17 protein-coding genes are annotated in these 16722 nt (G+C 68.9%); 10 read left to right on the forward strand and 7 right to left on the reverse strand.

Features of this window, described 5'->3' with window-relative positions; all coding sequences use genetic code 11:
* Nucleotides 1–136: 136 nt before the first annotated feature.
* Complete coding sequence (locus tag AVR91_RS32535; protein WP_063271579.1) at nucleotides 137–946, forward strand: SDR family NAD(P)-dependent oxidoreductase; 810 nt, start codon at nucleotides 137–139, stop codon at nucleotides 944–946.
* 77 nt (nucleotides 947–1023) lie between these two features.
* Entirely contained in the window at nucleotides 1024–2964 is a 1941-nt protein-coding gene (locus AVR91_RS32540) for an NPCBM/NEW2 domain-containing protein (protein ID WP_063271578.1), read from the forward strand.
* Between the two features lie 282 nt (nucleotides 2965–3246).
* On the opposite strand, the gene AVR91_RS32545 is transcribed toward AVR91_RS32540, so the two are convergent.
* The gene (locus tag AVR91_RS32545; protein WP_143254174.1) at nucleotides 3247–5016 is read right to left on the reverse strand and encodes a hypothetical protein; all 1770 of its coding nucleotides are present in this window, start codon (nucleotides 5014–5016) and stop codon (nucleotides 3247–3249) included.
* 220 nt (nucleotides 5017–5236) lie between these two features.
* Nucleotides 5237–6205 (reverse strand): GlxA family transcriptional regulator, encoded by a 969-nt coding sequence (locus AVR91_RS32550; RefSeq protein ID WP_063274663.1) that lies wholly within the window; start codon nucleotides 6203–6205, stop codon nucleotides 5237–5239.
* Nucleotides 6206–6277: 72 nt separating this feature from the next.
* On the opposite strand from AVR91_RS32550, the gene AVR91_RS32555 reads away from it, so the two are divergent.
* Entirely contained in the window at nucleotides 6278–7081 is an 804-nt protein-coding gene (locus tag AVR91_RS32555) for a dienelactone hydrolase family protein (RefSeq protein WP_063274662.1), read from the forward strand.
* A gap of 13 nt (nucleotides 7082–7094) precedes the next feature.
* Complete coding sequence (locus AVR91_RS32560; protein WP_063274661.1) at nucleotides 7095–7586, forward strand: GNAT family N-acetyltransferase; 492 nt, start codon at nucleotides 7095–7097, stop codon at nucleotides 7584–7586.
* Here AVR91_RS32560 and AVR91_RS32565 read toward each other — a convergent pair.
* Nucleotides 7583–8362, reverse strand: coding sequence for an endonuclease I family protein (locus tag AVR91_RS32565; protein ID WP_063274660.1), 780 nt, complete (start codon nucleotides 8360–8362; stop codon nucleotides 7583–7585). The two genes, AVR91_RS32560 and AVR91_RS32565, sit on opposite strands and share 4 nt — an antisense overlap.
* A gap of 179 nt (nucleotides 8363–8541) precedes the next feature.
* Between AVR91_RS32565 and AVR91_RS32570 the strand changes: the two genes are divergently transcribed.
* Complete coding sequence (locus AVR91_RS32570) at nucleotides 8542–8979, forward strand: PPOX class F420-dependent oxidoreductase (RefSeq protein ID WP_063274659.1); 438 nt, start codon at nucleotides 8542–8544, stop codon at nucleotides 8977–8979.
* 161 nt (nucleotides 8980–9140) lie between these two features.
* Complete coding sequence (locus tag AVR91_RS32575) at nucleotides 9141–9566, forward strand: hypothetical protein (protein WP_228709405.1); 426 nt, start codon at nucleotides 9141–9143, stop codon at nucleotides 9564–9566.
* Here AVR91_RS32575 and AVR91_RS32580 read toward each other — a convergent pair whose 3' ends face one another.
* Both AVR91_RS32580 and AVR91_RS32585 read right to left on the reverse strand, forming a co-directional pair.
* Nucleotides 9567–10745 (reverse strand): FAD-dependent monooxygenase, encoded by a 1179-nt coding sequence (locus tag AVR91_RS32580; RefSeq protein WP_323807904.1) that lies wholly within the window; start codon nucleotides 10743–10745, stop codon nucleotides 9567–9569.
* A 5-nt stretch (nucleotides 10746–10750) separates the two neighbouring features.
* Nucleotides 10751–12187 carry an MFS transporter gene (locus AVR91_RS32585; protein WP_063274656.1) on the reverse strand — a complete coding sequence of 479 codons (1437 nt, stop codon included), beginning with the start codon at nucleotides 12185–12187 and terminating at the stop codon, nucleotides 10751–10753.
* Nucleotides 12188–12285: 98 nt separating this feature from the next.
* On the opposite strand from AVR91_RS32585, the gene AVR91_RS32590 reads away from it, so the two are divergent.
* Complete coding sequence (locus AVR91_RS32590; RefSeq protein WP_063274655.1) at nucleotides 12286–12915, forward strand: TetR/AcrR family transcriptional regulator; 630 nt, start codon at nucleotides 12286–12288, stop codon at nucleotides 12913–12915.
* A 114-nt stretch (nucleotides 12916–13029) separates the two neighbouring features.
* A complete protein-coding gene (locus AVR91_RS32595) occupies nucleotides 13030–13887 on the forward strand; it encodes an alpha/beta fold hydrolase (RefSeq protein WP_063274654.1) in 858 nt (285 codons plus the stop codon).
* A 3-nt stretch (nucleotides 13888–13890) separates the two neighbouring features.
* Here the strand turns inward: AVR91_RS32595 and AVR91_RS32600 are convergent, their stop codons facing one another.
* Nucleotides 13891–14553: a response regulator gene (locus AVR91_RS32600; RefSeq protein WP_063274653.1), complete on the reverse strand. Its 663-nt coding sequence runs from the start codon at nucleotides 14551–14553 to the stop codon at nucleotides 13891–13893.
* A complete protein-coding gene (locus AVR91_RS32605; protein ID WP_063274652.1) occupies nucleotides 14550–15662 on the reverse strand; it encodes a sensor histidine kinase in 1113 nt (370 codons plus the stop codon). Before AVR91_RS32605 ends, AVR91_RS32600 begins: the two co-directional genes overlap by 4 nt.
* A 50-nt stretch (nucleotides 15663–15712) precedes the next feature.
* Here AVR91_RS32605 and AVR91_RS32610 point away from each other — a divergent pair, with 50 nt between their 5' ends.
* Together AVR91_RS32610 and AVR91_RS32615 are read left to right on the forward strand one after the other, a co-directional pair.
* Complete coding sequence (locus tag AVR91_RS32610) at nucleotides 15713–16270, forward strand: Chromate resistance protein ChrB (protein ID WP_063274651.1); 558 nt, start codon at nucleotides 15713–15715, stop codon at nucleotides 16268–16270.
* Nucleotides 16267–16689, forward strand: a complete 423-nt coding sequence (locus tag AVR91_RS32615) for a YkvA family protein (protein WP_063274650.1) — start codon at nucleotides 16267–16269, stop codon at nucleotides 16687–16689. Before AVR91_RS32610 ends, AVR91_RS32615 begins: the two co-directional genes overlap by 4 nt.
* Nucleotides 16690–16722 lie beyond the last annotated feature (33 nt).

A 16722-nucleotide genomic window follows, 5' to 3' on the forward strand; every position in this document is an offset into this window, starting at 1 on the left:
ACCGATCCGCAGGACCTCTACCAGCGCATTTGCCATACCGGGCCGCCACGTCGCCGGGCGGCGAACCATTTCTCCGTCTCGCCGCTTGTGGCAGGATCACCGGCTGAAGTCTTCGCGCCAATCCAGGGGAGAAATCATGCGGGAATTGCCGGGAAGAATTGCCGCCGTCACCGGCGCGGCGAGCGGCATCGGGCGGGCACTGGCCGTCGAGTTCGCGGCACAAGGGATGCACGTGGCGATCGCGGACGTCGACACCGACGGTCTCGGCGGCACCGCCGACGCGGTGCGCGCCCACGGCGGACGAGCGCTGGCCGTGCCCACCGACGTCCGCGACGCCGCGGCCGTGGAGCGGTTCGCCGAGGCGGTGGTGACCGAATTCGGCGCGGTGCACGTGGTCTGCAACAACGCGGGCGTTTCGCGGATGGGCCTCTCCTGGGAAGTCCCGCTGGAGGACTGGAAGTGGGTGCTCGACGTCGCGTTCTGGGGTGTGGTGCACGGGATCCGCTCCTTCACGCCCCGGCTGCTCGCCCACGGCGAGCCCGGCCACCTGATCAACACCTCCTCGGTCGGCGGCCTGGCCCAGGTGCCCTACATCGCCCCCTACACGGCGGCCAAGCACGCTGTCGTCGGGCTGACGAGGTCGCTCCGGGCCGAGCTCGACGGCACCCCGATCGGGGTGAGCCTGCTGTGCCCCGGCCCGGTGGTGAGCAATATGGACCCGAACACCCCGCGGCCGGGCGAGGTCGAGCACCTCGCCGACGGCCCGGCCGCGCTGGCCGAGCACGCGCGCGCGTCGCATCACCAGGGCATGCCCGCCGAACAGGTGGCACGGATGACCGTCACGGCCATCCGAGAGGACCAGTTCTACGTGCTGCCCAACCTCGCGGACTTCCTCCCAGCGCTCGAAAAGGACTTCCGAGAGCAGCTCTCCGCCCCGACGCGCTAGGGCAAAAAACCCCTCTTGACCAGGGTCGCGAGGCGAGACGATGCTGGGAGTCTTGTCTGCTTTTCCGGAGGGGAACAATGCGACGACTCTTCGTACTTCTCTGCGCCCTTTTCCTGCTCGCGACGGCCGTCCCCGCGGCGGCCGATACGCCGTCCGATCCGGTTCCCGGCGAAAGACCCCCGCTGGGGATCACCTGGGCGACCGGGGATCCCTACTGCGTCTACCAATGGGGCGAGAACGCCGTGAAGGCCGCGGCGGACCAGCTGGTCAGCTCGGGGCTGCGTGACGCCGGATACGAGTACGTCATGCTCGGCGACTGCTGGCAGGCGGCCCAGCGCGACGCCGACGGCAAGCTCACCGCCCGCGCCAGTTTCCCGTCGGGTATCCCGGCGCTGGTGGACTACGTGCACTCGCGCGGGCTCAAGATCGGGTTCTACAGCGGCACGGGGGCGACGACCTGCAGCCGCCAGGCGGCGGGCTCGCTCGATCACGAAGACCTCGACGCCCGGACCTTCGCCGACTGGGGAGCGGATTACCTGCGCTACGACACTTGTCACAGCGTCAACGGTGACGCGCCGGCGCGGGTGAAGAAGATGGCGGACGCGCTCAAGCGCACCGGCCGTCCGATCACCCTCGAAATCGACGACTACGACCGCGAGCAGAAGCCGTGGCTGTGGGCGCGGGCGGCGGGCGCACAGGTCTGGCGCACCTACAAGAACTCGACCAACAACTTCGGCTACTCGGCGAACAGTCTCGACAAGCAGTACGGGCTCGAGGGCTACCAGGGCCCGGGCGGCTGGAACATGCCGGGCCCGTTCACCTTCAGCTATCTCGACACCGCCGAGCGCCAGGCCAAACTCGGGTTGTGGGCGGTGCTCAACGCGCCGCTGGTCGCCGACATGGCGCTGACGGCCGACACCACGCTCCCGGCCGCCGAGATGAGCAACCGCGACATCATCGCCGTCCAGCAGGACTGGGCGGGTGTCGCCGGGCGCAAGGTCCGCGACACCGGCTGGACCGAGGTGTGGACGAAACCGATGTCCGACGGCTCGGCCGTCCTGGTGCTGTTCAACCGCGGCGAACTGGCCGCACCGATCACCACCTCCGTGGCCGACGCCGGACTCCCGGCCGCGGCAGGGTATCGGGTGCGCGACCTGTGGACGGGTGACGAGACCGTGACGACCGGCGCGCTCGGCGGCACCGTCGGGCGGCACGCCGCCACCGTGCTGCGGGTGTGGCCGACGAACGTGGCTGCCGCACCGCGGACGTCGCTGACCGTCGACCTGCCCGACTCCGTGCCGCCGTCCCAGCCGGTGACCACCACGGTCAGGTTCACCAACTCCGGCTCGACCCCGGTCACCGGAGCCCACCTGCGCCTGACCGCGCCCGCGCAGTGGCAGTTCGACGGCCCGGCCGAAGCGACCACCGGGACCGTCGAGCCGGGTGCCACCTGGGAGACCGCGGTGACGCTGCACCCGGTTTCGACCGCCACCGAGCCGTTCAAGATGCCGGCCACGGTGACGTACACGACCGCGCACGGCCCGCGGACCGTGACCGCGTCGGCCGAGTCGCCGCTCATGCTCGCGCCGAATCCGCCGTACAGCAACGGATTGCTGAGCACCCAACCGTGGATCTCCACGGAGAACGGCCTCGGCCCGGTCGAGCGGGACAGCGTCGACAACGGCCACCCGTTCACGATCAACGGCAAGGTCGAAACGCGCGGCGGGCTGGGCGCGCACGCGCCGTCGGTCGTGCGGTACCACCTCGGCGGCAAGTGCAAGCAGTTCACCGCGACCGTGGGGATCGACGACCGCGGCCCGAACGGGACCCTCGGGTTCCGGGTGCTCGGGGACGGCGTCGAACTGGAGGCCACGGGGGACATGCGGCACGGGGACGCCGCGCAGCGTCTGGTCGTGCCGCTGACGGGCGTGCAGGTGCTCGCGCTCGCCGTGGACGACGCAGGCGACGGTTCCGCCGATGACTGGGGTGACTGGGTGCAGCCGTACATCAGCTGCTGACCGCAGTCGTGAGTGGCGTTTCGGGTTCTCTTGAGCAGTAAGTCAAACGTGTCGTGATCGGTGGTGGGTGAAGGCTCCCTTCGCCGCGTCTAAAGCGGTGAAGGGAGCCTTCGCCCCGGCCACTCGCCCGCGCAGGCCACCTCGCCACCGGCGCCCGTGTCGCGAAAGCCACTTTCGCGACGCCTGATGTCCCGAAAGTGGCTTTCGCGACACGTTCGACAGGCGGAAGCCTGCGCCCTCTACGCCACGTTTTCCTTGCTCCTCAATAACCCGAAACGCCACTCACGACCCGGGTGTCTGCCCCGGACGCAGAATGTCACCGCAGGACCGCAGATGCGCGACCGCGTTGACCGCGACGACCTTCTCCGTCTCGGTGGTGACGTACCTCCGCGCCTCGGCGAGCAGCGCGGGATCCCGCACGAGATCCTTGCGCACCCAGACCCCGACGTCACCGAACGCCGCCGGTCCACGCGGACTGCGGTAAAGCACCTCGTACTCCTGCTCGAACCGCGGATCCTGCGCGAAGCCGAGCGTGGTGTCCCACGTGCCGATGAGCGAAATCAGCTCCGGCCGGGCCTCGTCGAAGACGTAGCGGCGCTCTCCGGCGAAATCGGCGGTGCGGAGGAAGTCGGCGATGACGCGGTCGGCGAGACCGGCGAGGTCGATCACCTGGAGCCTGCTGACCAGTGCCATCCCGCCGAGGTCGATCACGCCGACCTTCGCGGAATCGGGCAGCCTCAACAGATCCGCCACACCGTTGGTCACCCTGGCGTCGCGCTCGACGACGCTGCAGAACGGCGTTTTCGGTGTGTCACGGTAGTTCTTGCCCTGTGTGTAGAAGCCGTTGACCGACGACGCCGCCGCGATGACGAGCGTGATCGCCAGCAGGACGCGGCCGCGGATACGGGCCCGGCGAAGGGTTTCGACGATCACGATCGAGCCGCCGAGCGTGCCGAGCGACCAGATCGGGGTGGCGAACCGGAGCTGCCCCATCCAGTCGGCCTGCAGGACGCAGAAGGCGATCACCGACAACGCGAACGGGACCAGCAGCGCGACCATCGCGGCGCGGAGCTTGGACGGCTTCTGCATCACCAGCGCGAGACAGACGACCGCCACCGCGACCAGCAACCAGCCCGCGTACTGGAGGACCGTCCCGGCCTTGGCGATGTCGCCGATGGCCGGGAGCGGCTGCGCCTTGGCGACCGCGGTGTTGGGCAGCAGGCGCCCGTACTCGATCCAGCGGAAGAGCAGGTAGCCGCCGAAGGGGACGACGAACCCGGCCGCCGACAGCAGTACCGCGCGGATGCCGGCGGGCACACCGCCGCGGCGGGTGAACAGCGCGACCACGATCGGGAACGCGGCCGCGTAGATGACCCCGTCCGGACGGCTCAGCCCGGCGAGGGCGGCGAGCGCTCCGGCCGGCACGGCGATCTTCGCGGTCAGGAGTGTGCCGGAGTCGACGCCGCACAGGATGACCACGGCGAGCGCGGTGGCCGTGAGCGCGTAGACGGAGTTCTCCAGACCGGAGAAACACCAGATGACGAACGAGGGGTTGGCCGCGAGCGCCGCACCGGCGATCAGCGTGACCAGGGCGGGCCGCGCTGTCACGCGCTTCGCCGCGACGTACACCAGCACCAGGATGGCCGCGCAGCAGAGCAGCGCCAGCCCCTTGGGGAACAGGACGTAATCGGGGATGCCGAAGATCGTGCCGCTGTCGAACAGGCCGAGCAGTTTGCCGAGTGCCAGCAGCACCATCCAGACCGGGTTCGAGAAGCCCTCGACGGGTTCCACCCCCGGCTGCAGCACCGGCCCGAAACCGTCGGCGAGGTTCCGGGAATACGCGAAAGTGATGGCCGCGTCGTCGATCATCCAGTTTCCGTAGAAACTCGCGTGGACGGCGATCAACACCGTGCCGACGACGACCGCGGCGAATGCTCCCGCGGACGACGGGAAACTCCGGCGTGAGGACGCCGCGCCACCGGGTCTCCGCCGATTTCCGTCGTGGCCGGGCTCCGCCATCGTCGGCGGGCCGGCCAGTTTCACACTGTTCACTCGAAGTACCCCCAATTGTCCCGGTTCGATAAGTCGGCGGCAGCACACCGATTGCCCGAGAAACACCATCGTCACTCAACAGATGATCCGACCGGCAGAAGCCGCGCCCGAAGATCATCACCCCGGATGGGGATACTACAGCACGGAAAAATGATCTTCGATTCCGGAAGACGGAACTCGTGAATTCATTTCGGTCGGACGCAGACGGATAATGGGAAAATCACCGAACCGCGTCGCGCCGGAAGGTGGCACGATAGTCCCTGGGCCGCCGCCCCGTGTGCTTCGCGAAAAGAGCGGCGAACGTCCCCGGGTCGCGGTAGCCGACGGCGGCACCGATCCCGGCGACCGTCCGGTCCGTCGTCTCCAGGAGGTGGCGGGCGCGCCGGACCCGGGAGGAATGCAGGTATTCGAGCGGGCTTTGCCCGGCTTCCGCCGCGAAGCGCCGCAGCAGCGTCCGGGTGCTGACGTTGAACCGCTCGGCCAGGGCGGCGAGGTCGTATCGGGCGGCCAGGTTCTGGTCGAGCCAGCGCATGACCGGGCGGGCGAACCCGTTGCCCGGCCTTGGAAGCAGCCGCGCGTCGACATAAGGCGTCTGCGAGGACCGCGCGTCGTCGACCAGCGCCACCCGCGCCGTCGTCCGCGCCACCCGGTCGCCGCTGTGTTCCCGGATCAGTCCGAGCGCGAAGTCGTACATGGCGCTGAAGGCCGCCGTCGTCGTCACTCCCCTGTCGGTGACGACGAGATGCTCAGGCTGGACCAGGGCTTCAGGACGACGTCGAGCCAGCTCGTCCGCGAAGAGCCATGCGGTGGTGGCGCGGCGATGGTCGAGCAGCCCGGCCTCGGCGAGCAGGAACGCGCCGACACAGACGGAGACGACGACGTTACCCACGGCAGCGTGCGACCGGATCGCCTCGATCTCCCCCGCGAGGTTCGCCAGCTTCGTGTCGATGTCCTGGCCAGGCGTGTACTCGAATCCCGGCACGACGAGGACGTCGACCTCGCGCAGCGGCGAGACGGTCAACGTGACACCGCCCGACGCGACGACCCGGCGGCGGGGCGAGACGACGGAGACCTCGTACCCGGCCTGGTCCGGGCCGGCGACGTACGTGGCCATGGTGAGCAGGTCGGGAACACCGAAGACTTCGGACGCGAAGCAGCCCGGGTACGCCAGGACACCGACTCGCAACACGTGGCGAGATTACCCCGATATCCGGCGATCCGGCCCATTCCGCCGACGGCCGCGCTGGTCGAGGCTGCTGCCATGCGCGAACAACCGAACGATGCGATCACCGATTTCTCCCGCCGCTCGCTGGAGGTGGACGGCGTGACGAAGACGGTTCACGTCGCGGGCTCCGGCTCCGGCGTGGTGCTGATGCCGGAAATGCCCGGCATCAGTCCCGACGTCCTCCGGTTCGCGCGGTGGGTGCGAGACGCCGGGTTCACCGTCTACGTTCCCTCGCTCTTCGGGGTCGACGGTGCCTATCCCACCGCCGAGGCAGGTGAGGCAGTGGTCCGCCGAGCCTGCGTCAGCGCCGAATTCCGGGCGTTCGTCGGTGGCGGCACCAGCCCCGTCACGCGGTGGCTGCGGGGACTCGCCCGGATCGCCCACGCGGAATGCGGCGGTCCCGGGGTCGGCGCGATCGGTCTGTGCTTCACCGGCAACTTCGCCCTCACGATGGCACTCGAACCCGCCGTGATCGCCCCTGTCGTCAACCATCCGTCCCTGCCGCTGGACGACCCGGGCGGCCTCGAACTCGGCGACGAGGACGCGGCCGCGCTGCGGGACCGGATCTCGCGCGACGGCCTGAAGGTGCTCGCCTACCGCTTCGAAGGCGACCGCTGGTGCACCGGACAGCGGTTCGCCGCTTACCAGGCGCTACTCGGCGACGCCTTCGACGGGCGTGTTCTGCCGGACACCGCCGCGAACACCGATCCGCCGCCGTTCTTCCGTGACGTGGTCGGCACACCGCACAGCGTCGTGACCGCCCATCTCGTCGACGCCGAAGGCCATCCGACGCTGCGGGCCAGGGACGAGATCCTCGCATTCCTCGCCGAGCGCCTGTAGAAAGGAGAACGACATGCGCCGAGCCGACGTCTCCGACCACAGTGCGATCGTCGACCGCGTCCAGCGGTGGTGGGGCGACTCGCGCACTCCCGCCGAGGCCCGCGAACTCTCCCTGCTGCTGCCCAAGCTGTTCCTCCAGTTCTTCTCCGGTACGAGCCTGGTCCTGGAAGACGAAACCGGTATCAGGGCGTTTCTCGTCGGCTTCCACGCCCCCGACAACGACACCGAGGCCTACATCCACTTCGTCGGCGTGGACCCGGAACTCCGCGGACAGGGGACGGCGCGCCGGCTGTACACGGCCTTCTTCCAGCGCGCCGCCGAGGCTGGCCGCACGGAAGTCCGCGCGATCACCTCTCCGGCGAACACCGGATCCATCGCCTTCCACCGCGCCATGGGGTTCACGCTCGAAGCCGGCGACCGGATGATCGACGGTCTTCCCGTGCACGGCGACTACGACGGCCCCGGCCAGCACCGGGTGTGCTTCTTCCGGAAGCTCACGCCCTAGCCGTAGATGGAGGCCGCCCATTCCGGGTGGTCGATGAACGGGTTGCGGTTGTGCTGGAACTGGTCGTGGATGACCTGGTTCCGGCGCTGCTCGGTGGCGTCGGGCGGGTCCTGGGTGTTCCAGGTCAGCAGCACCGAGAGCCTGCCGATGTGGGGTTTGGAGCCGTTGCCGACGGCGTCGTTGGGTTCGAGATCGGGGAAGCCGTCGGTGCCGTCGTAGCGGACGGCCATGTACAGGATCATGCGCGCCACATCGCCCTTGACCGCGTCGCGCGGCTCGAAGGAGTCGTCATCGGTGAGGCTTCCTGGCGCTTCCTCGACCGGAGAGCCACCGGCGTCGAAATCCTTGTTCCCCCGGGTGCTGTTGACCGAAGCGTCCTCCGCGCGCAGGTGGTGCAGGTCGGTCCCCGGCCCGACGGCCGTACCGAAGTCACCGTGCGACTTGGCCCAGACGTGTTCCCGGTTCCAGTCGTCGACTCCCCCGCCGTTGGCGGTCTTCGCCTGCGAACGACCGCTGTAGAGCAGCACGACGTTCGCCTTGTTGCCCGGATCCTCGTCGGTGGCCCTGATCCCGTCCCACACCTGTTCGTAGGTCAGTTTGGTGCTGGTACTGATGATCTTGTGCAACGCGGCCTTGAGTTCGGGGCCGGTCTTGCCCAGCGCGTCCTGGTAGTAGTCGTCACCGGGCACGGGCCCCGCGAGCGCCGGTGGCGCGAACGCGAGCCCCGCCGCGGCGCCGAGCGCGAGGACGAACGGGATTCGGCGGGCCGGCTGCATGCACAGTTCCTCTCCCCAGAGGCGCAGGCGCGGGCCGTCGACCGCTCGACCACAACCCGGCAACGCACTAGTCATCTAGTTGGAAAAATACTGTCATGCCTGTCAATAGCCGACGGTGACAATCCACGGCCGGTCACGCGACAATCGTCGTCCTGATCGACGACTCACTGGAGGGCCGTGTGGCCGGGTTGAGCGAGCAGATCCGCGACTGGATCGTGGCACCGAACTTCTGGCATCTGGCCACGGTGAACCTGGACGGTTCCCCGCAGGTCTCCCCCATGTGGATCGACGCCGAAGACGACTTCATCGTGTTCAATACCGCCATCGGGCGGGTGAAGGAGGAGAACCTGCGACGCGATCCCCGTGTGTCGTTGTCGTGCCTGGACACGACGAATCCCTACGACCGCGTGGTGATCCACGGCCGGGCCGTCGAGTTCGTCGAAGGCGACGAGGCGGATCGCTGCATGGACCGGCTGGCGAAGAAATACGTCGGCACCGACCGGTTCGAATGGCGGATTCCCGGAGAACGGCGGGTGAAGATTCTCGTCCAGCCGACCCGGGTCCGCCACGTCGTCGGCGTCGAGCCTTTCCGGCGCGGGCGCCTCGGCCCCGGCTAAGGTTGGTCCTTTGTGGACGCTCGCGCGGATGGCGTGTTGCGAAAGCCACTTTCGCAACGTTGAAGGTTGCGAAAGCCACTTTCGCAACGCCGGCGCGAGGCCCTCACTGCCGGATACCAAGGCGACGCAACCGAATGACCCACTCACTACGTCCTCGCCACATGAGATGGATCGCAGTGTGCCTCCTCCTGGTCCTGGCGGGATGCGGCGCGGGCGCGGGTCAGGCGAGACTGGAGGCCTTCGTCGAACTCGGCTCGGCCCCTCTCCCGGCGGGCCCGAGGTCCGCGGAACTGGGGACGCCCGAGGGGCAGGAGTTCCAGAGCGCCCTGGAACGCGCCAAGACCTCGAACCGGGACGAGGTCCGTGCCGCCCTGTCGTTCGCGCCGACGGCCGATCGGCGCGCCTTCGCCTTCGTGCTGCCCGGTTGTGCCGAGGACGGCGCCGAACTGACCATCGAGCGCGACACGCTGACCGCGAAGCTCACCGGCGGGGAGAACGTCAACTGCGCTACGGCGAACTACTTCCTCACCGTCTTTTCCGTCGACCGTGACTCGGTCCCGGCAGCGCCGACGTTGATGCCACGCTGACTACGAGACAGGATCAGGCAGTGCCAGTGCGGTGTGCGCCGGACGCCCGGTGTCCGGCGTCAGCGCGGTCATGCCACGAAGCCGGCTGTCGCGACCCGCCAGGGCTTCGGCGGTGGCCGGGAAGAGTGCCGCGTCGCCCACGCCGACCTCCGCTTGGTTCAGCTCGACGAATTCCCGCGTCTCCTGTTCGTAGGCTTCGAAAGCGCCCGTGGCGGCCAGGGACCTGGCGAGCATGTACGCCCCGACGAGAGCGAGACTGGAGCCCTGCCCCGTCAGGAACGACGGCGCGAAGGCGGCGTCACCCACCAAGCCGACCCGGCCCCGCGACCAGCGCGGCAGGTGGATCTGGCTGACGGTGTCGAAGAACAGGTCGTCCGCGTCGCGCAGCGCGCCGATCATGGCCGGGATCTCCCAGCCGTCGCCGTCGAAGGTCGCGGCGATGAGATCACGTTGCGCGCCGGCATCGCGGAGCACCTCGTACGGCGGTTCGGGACGGGCGGCGACCAGGAATCCGTGTACCTGATCGCTTCCCTTGACCGCGTAGAGCGCCGCCCCTCGGCCGGGCGCGTTCCAGATCACGCCCTCCCGGGAGAGGCCGAATTCGTTGGGCATGGTGAATCCGGCGAAGCAATATCCCAGATAACGGTGGAATCGGTGCTCCGGGCCGAAAACGAGCTCCCTGGTGCGCGAGTGCAGGCCGTCCGCTCCCACCACCAGGTCGAAATCGCGCCGTGTTCCGCTGCGGAAGGTCACCTCGACACCGCGCTCGTGTTCGATGAGCGTTTCGATCGAATCGCCGAAGACGTACTCGACGTCGTCGCGCGTGACTCCATAAAGGATTTCGGCCAGATCGCCCCTCCGCAGTTCGACGTCGTGCCCGTCGACTCCGCCGGTCACCGTCTGCGGATTCAGCGAAGCCACCTCGGCGCCCTCGGTGTCGACGAAGGTCAGCGCGCGCGTCTCGATGTGCGCTTCCCGAAGCAGCGAAAGGATTCCCATCCGGCGGGACACCTCCAACGCCGTGCCGCGGATGTCGATCGGGTAGCCGCCGCCGCGCAGACCGCCCGCCTTTTCCACCACCGTCACGGAGAACCCGTGCCGTCGCAGCCAGAACGCGACCGCCGGACCGGCGATGCTCGCGCCGGAGACCAGAACCGTGCCCTTCATTCTTTCCCTCACTTCTCTCAGAGTGCTGCCAGGATTTCGTTGCTGGAGCGCGACTTTCGCACCAGCATGACGACGAGGACCGCGGCCATCGCGAAGGCGACCGAGGCGATCGTGATGTAGGTGAAGACGCCCGCACCCGAGTTCACCGTTTCGCCGCCGACGGACACGGTGGTCGACTTGAGCACCGCGGCGCCCACGAAATCCAGGACCACGGAACCGATCGCGATGACGACCATGACCAGGCTGGAGACGACGCCCTGCCGCTCGGCGGGCGCCAGGCTGCCCGCCAGGTTGAAGCCGGAGGTCCCGAGCGCACCGACGGTGAAACCCAGCAGGAAGGCGAAGAACACCGCGACGGGGAACTGCGAGACACCGGCGAACATCCCGATGGTTCCCACGGTTCCGAGCGCGATTCCGCCTGCCAGCGTCATCGACGGCCCGACCCGGGTGGCGAGCACCCCGGCGACCGGGCCGCCGATCATGACGCCGACACCGGGCGCCGCGAGCAGCAGCGCCAGCGTTCCCTGGCCGGCCAGTCCGTATCCGAGCCCCTGGTCCGCCGAGACGTCGCTGACCAGCGGGATGAGCTGGAGCATGCTCTGATAGGAGCCGGTGCTCAGCACCAGCACGAGCAACGTGAGCGCCAAGGGCGCCCCGATATCCCGGATGTCGATCAGCGCATCGGGCTTGCGGCTTGAAACCAGGAGCCACCGCGACAACGCGGCGACACCACCGGCGAGCAGGACCAGCGGAGTGAGGGCGAACCAGCCGAACTCCGAGCCGAGGCTGATGTAGCCGAGCACGCCGGCCAGGCCACCGCCCAGGAGCAGCGCGCCTCCGACGTCGATCCGGCCCGGCGTCCTGACCACGGATTCGGGGATGACGCCGCGTACGCAGATCGCCATCGCGATCGCGACGACGGCCGACACGACGAACAGGATCCGGAAGCCGGACTCAGCGGCCAGTTTCTCGGTGAGGAACCGGGAACCGATGTTGAGCACCGCGGACCCGGAGGTCACGATGCCCACCACGACCATCGCGATCCGGGGCGCGCAGATCTCGCGGACGATCGCGACCGAAAGGAACAAGGCGGCCACGGCCGCCCCTTGCAGCAGCCGCCCGGGCACGAAGATCCACAGGTTCGGGGCCACCGCGCAGACCAGCGCGCCGGCGCAGCTGAGCAGCAAGGTCAGCACGAGCACCTTGCGTTTGCCGTGCACGTCGGCGCTCTTGCCGAGCAGCGGCGCCCACATCACGCCCGCCAGCATCGCGCCGGCGTTGAGCCACGCCGCCTGATCGGTGCCGAAGTGGTCGAGCATTTCCGGGAGGACGAGCAGCGGCGCGGTGATCGCCGTGTCGACCATGAAGTTGACGAGTACCAAGACCGCGACGAGGCCGACGAGCCGCCCGCTCCACCTGGTGTGCGGTTTCGAGCCGATCCTGCTCTCCTGCATGAAGACTCCTTGTGCGGGATTCAGGGAAAGGCGGTCCCCCCGCCTCAAAAACTACACTACACGGTGCAGTTTTCTACGGCTGAGAATACGATGAGAACATGGCGACCCCGCGAGCGACCGCGCGAACACCGGGCAGGCGGCTGCAGGCCGAGGCCAAGCAGGCGGCGATCCTCGACGCCGCCGAGGCGTTGTTCGTGTCGGACGGCTACGAACTCACCAGCGTCGACGCGATCTCCGCACGGGCCGGGGTGTCCAAACGCACCGTCTACGACCACTTCGGCGACAAGCAGACCCTCTTCCGCGCCGTTCTCGGCCGCGCCAACGACGCCGTCGTGGCGACCGTGCGCAAGGCGATCGACGAAGAACTCACCGAAGACCGCGACATCCGCGACGCGTTGCTCGGCTTCGCGCGGCGGGTGACGACTGGGATGTTCCCGACGTCGGACTACGCGACGTTCCGGCGGCTGAGTTCCCAGGCCCCGGTGGCGCCGCGGCTGCCGGAAGCGGCACGCGACCAACCGGAACGACTGATGGAGGAACGGTTCGCGAAGTTCGCCGCGGACGGCAAGCTCCGGCCGTGCGACCCGCGACGCGCGATGCAGCATTTCGTGGCCCTGACGATGCGTTTGGTCCTCGACGTGACGGACGAGGACCACGCGGTGGGCAAGGCGGAGATCCTCGAGATCCTCACCGACGGGGTGGACGTGTTCCTGCGCGCCTACCGCTGACGCGCCTTGTCACCCTTGAGAGCTACCCGCAGGTGCCCTCCGCATGGTGACGATTCCCGGCCGCCGGATCCGTAGCGTGCCCGGTGAATCGTTCCCCGGTACCAGGAGTTCACCATGTCCCGTAAGGCATCCGCTCTGATCGCGCTGTGCTGCGCAGTGGCAGGCGTCGCGCTGTCGGCCTGCGACGAAGCCACGGAAGCGGAATCCGCGTTCACCGGAACACAGAAGATCAAGGTCGGCGAGCGTTCGGTGAACGTGTCGTGCGCGGGGAACGCGGTCGAGGGACGGCCGGTCGTCGTCCTGCTGCACGGCGGAGGCGACGATCTCGGGAAACTGAGCGGGCTCCAGAACACCCTTGCCGCGCAAGGCCGGGTCTGTTCCTACGACCGGCTCGGCGCGGGCGCCAGCGACCAGCCCGACGGACCGCAGAGTTTCGAAAGCACCGGGAAGATCCTCACCGGCGTGCTCGACCAGGTCGCCGGTGGCGAGCCGGTCGTCCTCGCCGGGCATTCACTCGGCGGGCTGATCGCCGCCAGGTACTCCCCCGACCACCAGGACCGGGTCAAGGGCCTGGTGCTGATGGACGCCACCTCGCCGACCCAGGAAGCCGATCTGCGGCAACGGATTCCGGAGTCGGCCACCGGGATGGCGGCCGAACTGCGGGCACAGACCTTGGCGGTGTTCGCCGGGCAGGGTCCCGAAAAGCTGGTGGTCCCCGACGGCGAGGTCCGCTCCGCCGGGGACATCCCGGTCGAGGTGATCCAGCACGGCAAGCAGTATCTCGCGGCCGTCCCCGAGTACGGCGCGGGCCTGGAGCAGTCGTGGGCGGAGGGGCAGCGGAAATGGCTCGCGCTGTCCGGCCGCAGCAATCTGAGCACCGCGGCGAACAGCGAGCACTACATCTACGTCGACCAGCCGGATCTCGCCGTCCGGGCGATCCAGCGTGTCGTGGACGAGGCCAAGTCCGAGTAGGACTCAGGTGACGAGGCCGTGGCGGAAGGCGTAGATGACCGCCTGGACCCGGTCGCGCAGCCCGAGTTTGGCGAGCATCCGCGAAACGAAAGTCTTGACGGTTTCCTGGCTGATCATCAGTGTCGCGGCGATCTCGCTGTTGGACCGGCCGTCCGCGATGAGCCGGAGGACCTCCAGCTCCCGCGGTGTCAGCGGGGTTCCGGCGGGGTCTTCGTCCTCGGCGGGCCGGATCCGGGAGGCGTAGCGGCCCACCAGCTGTCGTGTCACCTCGGGATCCAGCAGGGCCGCGCCGGTCGCCACGGTACGGATCCCGTGCAGCAGCCGGTCGGGCGGGCTGTCCTTGAGCAGGAACCCGCTCGCACCGGCGCGCAGCGCCCGGTAGACGTACTCGTCGAGGTTGAACGTGGTCACCACCAGGACCTTGCCTGGTTCGGCCACGTCGGCGCCCGCCAGCAGGCGGGTGGCCTCGATACCGTCGAGCACCGGCATGCGCACGTCCATCACCACGACGTCCGGGCGCAGCCGGGCGGCGAGATCGACCGCGGCCCGGCCGTCGCCGCATTCGCCCGCCACTTCGAGGTCGGGCTGGGCGTCGATGATCGTCACCAGGCCGGTACGCACCAGCATCTGGTCGTCGCAGACCAGCACCCGGGTCGGCGCGGTCACGACGCGTTCCCCGCGGGAATGCGGGCACGGACCGAGAATCCGCCGTCTCTTCTGCGGCCCGCGCTGAATTCGCCGTCCAGGACGTCGATCCGTTCGCGCAGCCCGGCGAGGCCCCGTCCGCCGCCCGGGGATTCCACTGTGGACACTGCTTCCTCCGTGTCCACCGCGACGGTGATCTCCCCGTCTCCGTGGTGCACCAGCACCGAGGTGCGGCTGCCGCGAGCGTGTTTCAGCGCGTTGGTCAACGCCTCCTGCACGACGCGATAGGCCACCGGTCCGGCGGACCCCGCCGCGGGCTCGCCCCGCTCGGAGAACTCCACCGGCTGCCCTGCTTGGCGCGTACGCTCCACGAGCGTCGGGATCGCTTCGGCGCCGTGTCCGGGATCGATCACGTCGAGCAGGTGACGCAGATCGGCGATGGCCAGCCGTCCGGTGCCTGCCACGGCGGTCAGGCTCTGGTCGAGCCGTTCGCCGGTGAGATACCGGGCCGCTTCGGCCTGCACGACCATCGCCGTGACGTGATGGGTGACGACGTCGTGGAGTTCGGCGGCGATGCGGGCGCGTTCGGCCGCCCGCGTCTCCTCGGCGACACGGCGGCGACGTTCCGCTTCCGCGACCCGGCCTGCCCGCAACGCCGTCCCGATCCCCCAGGCCAGCACCAACGCCAGATAGAAGGTCACATAGCCGGCGAGGGGTTCCGTCCCGCCGAGTGAAGCGAACGCGATCGCCGAAGCGAGGTACACCGCGGTCGACACGATCGCCATCACGCTTCGGTGCCGCTCCAGCCGAAGTCCCACGGTCAGCAAGGCGATCGGCAGCGCCGTGCCGGCGAACGAGTGATAGCCGCCGAACTGGTCGACGGCGAATCCGAGCGCCACCAGGGCGAAACCGGCGACCGGCCACCGGTGACATACGACGAGGGGGACGCATTGCAGCGCGATCCCTGCGACGGCAAGTGCGTCGTACGGGCGGTTCGGCAGCCCGCCGAACTGCGTTCCGTGGCTCTGCAACGCCGGGATCAGCGATCCCACGAAGAGGGTCACCGCGACCGGGAGGTACCAGACCGGGCCACATCGCCACTGTGTCGAGACCCACCGAAGGTTGACCACGAAGCGGATCCTATTCCGAACGGGCGACGTTACGGACGTAACATGACCTTGTGACCGACGAATCACGCGAACAGGGCTGGCTGGTGATCAGCGTGTCCACCGCCGGCGGACCGGACTCGCTACGGGTCCAGGTCTGGCGCAAACTCCGCTCCCTGGGCGCGCTTTACCTGCAGCAATCGGTGTGCCTGCTGCCCGCGCGGGTGGAGGTGGTGCGCGAGATCCGCCGTCTGCTCGACCGGGTCCGGCACCAGGGCGGGACGGCGCGTGCACTGCCGATGGCGTTCACCGAGCCGGCCGAGGAGCGGGCGGTGATCGCGGAACTGAACGACGCCCGCGACTCCGAGTACGCCGAAGTCCTCGAGCGGCTGCCCGAGCTTCGGCGGGAACTCGCGGACGAGCAGGCCCGCGGCAACGCCACCTACGCGGAAGTCGAAGAGTCCGAAGCCGACTTGAACCGGTTTCGTAGTTGGCTGGCCAAGATCGCCGCTCGCGACTATTTCGCCGCACCGCTCGGCCAGGAGGCTCGCGACGCCGTCGAACTGGCCGCGGCCGAACTCGCCGCCTTCGAGGAAGCCGCCCTGCGCGCGGAAGCGCCCGAGCGGCGATGACCGGGTCGTTCTGGTGGGATCTGCTGCTCGGCCTCGCGGGTGCGCTGCTCCTGGCCTGGCTCGTGCTCGTCGTGGCGCTCGTACTCGCCCGGCCCCGTGGCGGACTGCTCCGGGAAGCGCTGCGGCTGCTGCCCGACGTGCTGCGGCTCATCCGCCGCCTGGCCGCGGACAAGACGCTGCCCCGCGGCGTCCGGGTCAGGCTCGGGTTGCTACTGGCCTACCTCGCCCTGCCCGTCGATCTCGTCCCCGATTTCATTCCCGTCCTTGGCTATGCCGACGACGCCATCATCGTCGTCCTCGTCTTGCGTGGCGTCGTCCGCCGCGCCGGGCCCGCCGCCGTCCGCGCGCACTGGCCCGGTACCGACGACGGTTTCGACGCACTCGCCCGCCTGACCGGTTTTCCCACCGCCACAACCTGATCCCGTTTAGCGAGTTGTGCGCATTTCTGTCAG

The sequence above is a fragment of the Amycolatopsis keratiniphila subsp. keratiniphila genome, assembly GCF_001620365.2.
GTDB lineage: Bacteria > Actinomycetota > Actinomycetes > Mycobacteriales > Pseudonocardiaceae > Amycolatopsis > Amycolatopsis keratiniphila.

Bases quoted from the DNA above. Each gene is read 5' to 3' on its own strand.
- AVR91_RS32560 (WP_063274661.1), top strand. From the start codon at position 7,095: ATGCGCCGAGCCGACGTCTCCGACCACAGTGCGATCGTCGACCGCGTC.
- AVR91_RS32595 (WP_063274654.1), top strand. From the start codon at position 13,030: ATGTCCCGTAAGGCATCCGCTCTGATCGCGCTGTGCTGCGCAGTGGCA.
- AVR91_RS32555 (WP_063274662.1), top strand. From the start codon at position 6,278: ATGCGCGAACAACCGAACGATGCGATCACCGATTTCTCCCGCCGCTCG.
- AVR91_RS32575 (WP_228709405.1), top strand. From the start codon at position 9,141: ATGAGATGGATCGCAGTGTGCCTCCTCCTGGTCCTGGCGGGATGCGGC.
- AVR91_RS32565 (WP_063274660.1), bottom strand. From the start codon at position 8,362: ATGCAGCCGGCCCGCCGAATCCCGTTCGTCCTCGCGCTCGGCGCCGCG.
- AVR91_RS32615 (WP_063274650.1), top strand. From the start codon at position 16,267: ATGACCGGGTCGTTCTGGTGGGATCTGCTGCTCGGCCTCGCGGGTGCG.
- AVR91_RS32585 (WP_063274656.1), bottom strand. From the start codon at position 12,187: ATGCAGGAGAGCAGGATCGGCTCGAAACCGCACACCAGGTGGAGCGGG.
- AVR91_RS32590 (WP_063274655.1), top strand. From the start codon at position 12,286: ATGGCGACCCCGCGAGCGACCGCGCGAACACCGGGCAGGCGGCTGCAG.
- AVR91_RS32535 (WP_063271579.1), top strand. From the start codon at position 137: ATGCGGGAATTGCCGGGAAGAATTGCCGCCGTCACCGGCGCGGCGAGC.
- AVR91_RS32540 (WP_063271578.1), top strand. From the start codon at position 1,024: ATGCGACGACTCTTCGTACTTCTCTGCGCCCTTTTCCTGCTCGCGACG.